The organism is Okeania sp., from assembly GCF_983059655.1.
In genome coordinates this window covers 1-6,024 of record NZ_CEZPJD010000482.1, presented here as the reverse complement: position 1 = coordinate 6,024, position 6,024 = coordinate 1, and the positions used below count along the sequence as shown (strand labels likewise).

Here is a 6,024-nt window from a genome sequence, read left to right as displayed (position 1 = left end):
TGAAATTTGCCCCCCTAGCCCCCCAAGTTTGGGGGGAACAAAAGCCAATTTGCTTCTAAAAGTCCCCCAGAATTGGGGGATTTAGGGGGCGAGTTATCTAGCACTAGAAAACTAAAGTCTTCTTCCCTCTTTCTTATTCCTTCTTACTTCTTTTTTAACACAGAAATTTGCCCCCCGAGCAAGCCAAGTTTGGGGGGGACAAGAGTCAATTTGCTATCTTTAAGTCCCCCAAAATTGGGGGATTTAGGGGGCGAGCGATGTAGCACTAGACTAGAAAACGAAAGTCTTCTTCCTTCTTCCTTCTTTTATTTAACTATGTCTATTCTTATTCCCTTTGAAAATATAATTTTGTTTACCTACCTCACAATATCTATGGGTTGGAAACAACCTATTGTGAGATTATCAAATTATCAAATTAATCCAGTAACAAGTCAGTTATTGACACAAAACTCTCAACCAGTCGCGGCAGAATTAACGGAGATTTTACCGAAAATCAAACAACAAACTAAAGTGCCAATTTTACTTCCGAGTGAATTATTAATTACAGGTACGGATAATCAAATTTATGTTGATGGGAAAGGCACAAATAATAGTTATGAAATAACTTTAGCTTTTGAAAAAGATTGTACTGCTAATGCTTGCTCTATTGGTTATATGAGTGGAGAAAAAGGAGGCAAACCTTTAGATGATGAATTTAGTCGAGAATTGAGTTTAGTACAAGACATTAAAGGATATTTTAGACCTTTAACTTGTGGAGCATCTTGTGCGCCTCCAATTATTGGATGGGAATATCAAGGAGTATTCTATCGTATATCTTTAAAAGGCGTTGGTCAAAGTCCAGAAATTGAGGGGGAGACTTTGAAAAAAATGGCTAACTCTGCTATTGAAGGAGGAGCAAGGTAATGAAGAAGGAAGAAGGAAGAAGGAAGAGGGAAGAAGGAAGAGGGAAGAAGGAAGTAGGTTGGGTTAAGCGGCAGCGCAACCCAACAAAAGCGAAAAATCTGACCTGGACTAACTTTCTAATCGTCGCAATTTCTTCTTTGCCCACTCCCGCAGTTTTTCGTCTGGATCATTTTCTGCTCTGTCTTTTAATAGTGGCAGGGTTTGCGGATGGTCTGGGTAATGTTTGACTATTGCTTCTAGTGCAATTTGTCGAGGATTGTCTTCAACAGTTTGAAATTCATTGCGGAGGCGATCGCGAATCAAGTCATCCAGGGGTTTATAGAAGTCACGATCTTTAATCCCGGTAGAAATTACAATTATAAAAGGATTATTTTCAAGGTCATCTTGACGTTGAAAAGGGTCATTAAGAGCGCAATTACGAAATAATTCAAATATTTCTGGGTTATCTTTCCAAGCAGTTGCTAATTGTTTCATTGCTTTTCCTCTTAAATAATTATTATCAGACTGTGCTAGTTGTTTAAGTATTGGTAAAGTTTCTGGGTCATCTTTCCAAGCAGTTGCTAATTGTTCCATTGCTTCTCCTCTTAAATAATTATTACCAGACTGTGCTAGTTGTTTAAGTATTGGTAAAGTTTCTGGGTCATCTTTCCAAACAGTTGCTAATTGTTCCATTGCTTCTCCTCTTAAATCTTCATCATCAGAATGTACCAAATGTTTCAGCATCGGTAAAATTTCTGGCTCACTTTTCCAACCAGTTGCTAATTGTTCCACTGCTTCTCGTCTCACCCAAATATCATCATCAGAATGTACCAAATGTTTCAGCATCGGTAAAATTTCTGGCTCACTTTTCCAACCAGTTGCTAATTGTTCCACTGCTTCTCGTCTCACCCAAATATCATCATCAGAATGTACCAAATGTTTCAGCATCGGTAAAATTTCTGGCTCACTTTTCCAACCAGTTGCTAATCGTTTCACTGCTTCTCGTCTCACCCAAATATCATCGTCAGACTGTACTAGGTGTTTGAGCATCAGTAAAATTTCTGGCTCACTTTTCCAACCAGTTGCTAATTGTTGCACTACTCTGATCCTTAACTTCTCATCATTGGACTCCACACAGCGTTTAATCATCGGTAAAATTTCTGGCTCATTTTTCCAACTAATTGCTAATTGCTGCACTGCTGCAAGTCGCAAAATCAAATCATCATCGAACTGTACCAGGTGTTTGAGCATCGGTAAAGTTTCTGGTTCATCTTTCCAACCAGTTGCTAATTGTCGTACTGCTTCAAGTCGAATCTGCCAATTATGATCTGGTTGTACCAAGTGCTTGAGCATCGGTAAAGTGTCTGTTTCATCTTTCCAACCAAAAACTAAGCGTCGTAATGCTTCTCGTCGCACAAAGTTATTATCATCAGACTGTACCAGGTGTTTGAGCATCGGTAAAGTTTCTGGCTCATCTTTCCAACCATCTGCTAACTGCTGCACTGATACAAGTCGCACACAGTTATCATCATCGAACTGTACTAGGTGTTTGAGTATGGGTAAAGTTTCCGGTTCATCTTTCCAACTATCTGCTAGCTGTCGCACTGCTTCAAGCCTCAACTTATCATCAGACTGTACCAGGTGTTTGAGCATCGGTAAAGTTTCTGCTTCATCTTTCCAACCATTTGCTATTTGTTCTATTGCTTCTAATCTCACCGCATTATTATCATCAGACTGTACCAGGTGCTTGAGCATGGGTAAAGTTTCTGCTTCATCTTTCCAACCAGTTACTATTTGTTTTAGTGCTTCTACTCTCATATTAGTATTATCATCAGACTGTACCAAGTGTTTGAGCATGGGTAAAGTTTCTGCTTTATCTTTCCAGTTAGTTGCTATTTGTTTTAGTGCTTCTACTCTCACCCAAGTCTCATCATCAAACTGTAACAGGTGTTTGAGCATCGGTAAAGTTTCCGGTTCATCTTTCCAACCATCTGCTAACTGTTGCACTGCTTCTCGTCGAACTTGCTCATCATCATCAAACTGTAACAGGTGTTTGAGCATCGGTAAAGTTTCTGGGTCGTTTTTCCAACCATTTGCTATTTGTTCTATTGCTTCTCGTCTCACCCAAGTCTCATCATCAAACTGTAACAGGTGTTTGAGCATCGGTAAAGTTTCTGGGTCGCTTTTCCAAACAGTTGCTAACTGTCGCACTGCTTCTTGTCTCACACCTGAATCATAATCAGATTGTACCAAGTGTTTTAACATAGGTAAAGTTTCTGGGTTGCTTTTCCAAACAGTTGCTAACTGTTGCACTGCTTCTCGTCGAACTTGCCAATCATCATTAGACTTTACCAGGCTTTCGATCATAGGTAAAGTTTCTGGGTCGTTTTTCCAACCAGTTGCTATTTGTTTTATTGTTTCTTGTCGTACATCCCTATCAAAATCAGATTGTGCTATTTGTTTCAGCCAGGTATAAGTTGAAGGATGATCCCTCCAGGTTTCTGCTACGATTACCACAGCTTGGGTATTAATTTTACTAACTAAGGATTCCTTTTTACGATCGCTTTCTAGACGAAGTTGTCTAAAGTAATTAGCGCCATGTCTGTAATAATAATTGTCATAATAATAACAAGCTTTATATCCCGTCAAATCTTTTAACTTGTCTAATAGCCGAAATTCTATATTAGAAATACCATGACGAATCCTAGCTTCAAACAATAACTTACCTGCCAAAAATAAATTCAAAAAATTTTCCTCTTCCCCCTCTTGCTCCATCAAATAACTAATAATTTCTCCCACAAACTTAGCATCAATCATCCCTGAAATTAACCGCAAAACTTCATGCCATTTTTCATCCCGCCAATGCTGGCCAAAAACATCATTTTTCAACTTATCTATTGAAATATTCTGAGTTTCCTTAAACTGCCAAACAAACTCCCAAGCACAAAAATATTCCAAAAAAGTTCTATGCACAAAAGCATAATATTCTGCACCAACAAAACACAGAATAAAATTCCGACTCCGCAACTGTTCCATCAACGCCCTAGCCACAGTTCTCACGTCATTAATATCTATACTTTTGAGATATTCTCTAATAATCCTTTCTAAATCTTTTTCCTGAATCAAATTACCAGCCAAACCTTCTTTATTTCTCTGCATAAAAAAAGCAACCTGACGCAAAATTGCCTGCTTATCCTTATAGTCAATAGTTATCGGGTCAATCTTCGCATCAACTAACGCTCTTTCCATATCCCATTGATGTAATAAAACCCGCGAAGCTTGATTATAAAGTTCAGCTCTATCTCTCGGCAATTCTTGATTTCTATTTAGAATAGCCATCATAGTTAATAACAGTGGATTTCCTGCCAACTCTTTAATAGCTGGAGAATCCTTAATTGCCCGTTTCAACCTTTCCCTTTTCCTCTCCTTTTCTACCTCATCTTGATAAGTCAAATCGTGCCAACGTTGAATAAAATTTTCAACTTGTTCATCTTCTAAATCCTGCAACATAAAATGGTCAAATTGAGCATCCCGGAGTTTTTGTGGCTTATAACCAATCACCCGCGAAGTAACAATAACCCGTACATTTTTATAGACATTTGTAAATCGATGAATATCAGTAATTATTTCCTCTCGTTTAGCAGGATCGAAAACTTCATCCAATCCATCAAACATCACAATAGCATCGCTATTTTGTAACTTTGCATCAAGTTCCTGTTGAGGTAATTGACAAGTTATACCACTACCTTTTTCCAAAAAATCCAGAAAATTTTGGCATTTATTAGCATCATAGTTCCGAACATAAGTCCGTAGTTCAATTAATATAGGAATTGGCTGTAGAGGTAAATCTTTCGGAGGTAATTCTGCCCATTGTAGAGCGATATATTGTAATAAAGTAGACTTGCCAGAACCGGGTTCCCCCAGAATAACTAAATATTGATAATTTGTATCTTCAACTAACTCTAAAACCGAGCGAATAGGACGGTCTAAATATCTCCGATGGAGACCTTCCAATTGTTCTTGAGAAAAATCTTCTCCAAACTGCCCAGTCTCCTTTAATCGCTGTCGATATTCTTTAGGAATTTCATGTACTTGAGGCAGAAATTCCTGAGATTCCCGGACATTTTGAGGAATAAACATTCGCCATAATTTCAATTGATTATAGGCATAACCACTGGTATCTAAACTTTCTAATTTTAGATTTCCATATTGTTCTCGAATTCCCTCCTGATATTTTTCTAGGTCAAATTCTGGTTTGATTTCAGTGTTTTGATTTGCCAATTTATCCAGATTTTCTGAATCCAATATTTTCCGTAATTCATCCGACTCAATGCGAATAGCTTTAGCTTTTTTCAGATATAGTTTTCCTACTCTTCCCCAGTTAAAATTATTCGGTAAAGATGGATAAATTTCATTCCCAATAGTAGCTAATGTTTTTGTATCTAATACTTTCACTTCATTCTGAAAAGCACTACCGAGAGTTTTTGCCACATCGGGATTTTTAATAAATTGTTTTAAAGGTTTAATATATTGTTTTAATTGAGTTTCATCTAGATCGGCATCTTCCAATTCTTGCTGTACCAATTCTAAAAATTCTTTAATTGCTTTTCCCGTCGCTTTTTGTAAAGGTTCTCTATTTAACCCTTTAATAACATTACCAATACTACTCTTAAAAAAATCCTTAGCATAATCTTTAGCTGCATCTTTAGCTAAATCTTCAAGAATTGGTTTAAACACAAACCCAACCGCCTGAGTTACTCCCCAAATAGCTAACCATTCAACCATAATTAATTTAATCCTCCTATGTTTTAATTATTTTTCATTATAAAAAAATTAGGCAGTCCAGTAGGGTGCGTTACATTTCATTAACGCACCATCTAGATTTGAATTTTCGCTCAGATTCGAATTTTCGGTGCGTTACGCTGACGCTAACACACCCTACTCGATCTGAGTTACTCCCCAAATAGCTAACCATTCAACCATAATTAATTTAATTCTCCTATGTTTTAATTATTTTTCATTATAAAAAAATTAGGCAGCGTTGCTGAATTGAAGTATGAATGCGTGATTGTTTGGTTCTGGTCCACGCCCCCTAAATCCCCCAAAATTGGGGGACTTTTAGAGTTTTATTCCCCCCAAAAT

At 37.4% G+C, this 6,024-nt stretch carries 2 protein-coding genes; one reads left to right on the top strand and one right to left on the bottom strand.

The genetic code is table 11. The features are described from left to right. Positions 1–315: 315 nt before the first annotated feature. Positions 316–903 carry a hypothetical protein gene (locus AC3DU7_RS22315; protein WP_488041498.1) on the top strand — a complete coding sequence of 196 codons (588 nt, stop codon included), beginning with the start codon at positions 316–318 and terminating at the stop codon, positions 901–903. Between the two features lie 108 nt (positions 904–1,011). On the opposite strand, the gene AC3DU7_RS22310 is transcribed toward AC3DU7_RS22315, so the two are convergent. Next, positions 1,012–5,667, bottom strand: coding sequence for a HEAT repeat domain-containing protein (locus AC3DU7_RS22310; protein WP_488041497.1), 4,656 nt, complete (start codon positions 5,665–5,667; stop codon positions 1,012–1,014). Positions 5,668–6,024: the final 357 nt, after the last annotated feature.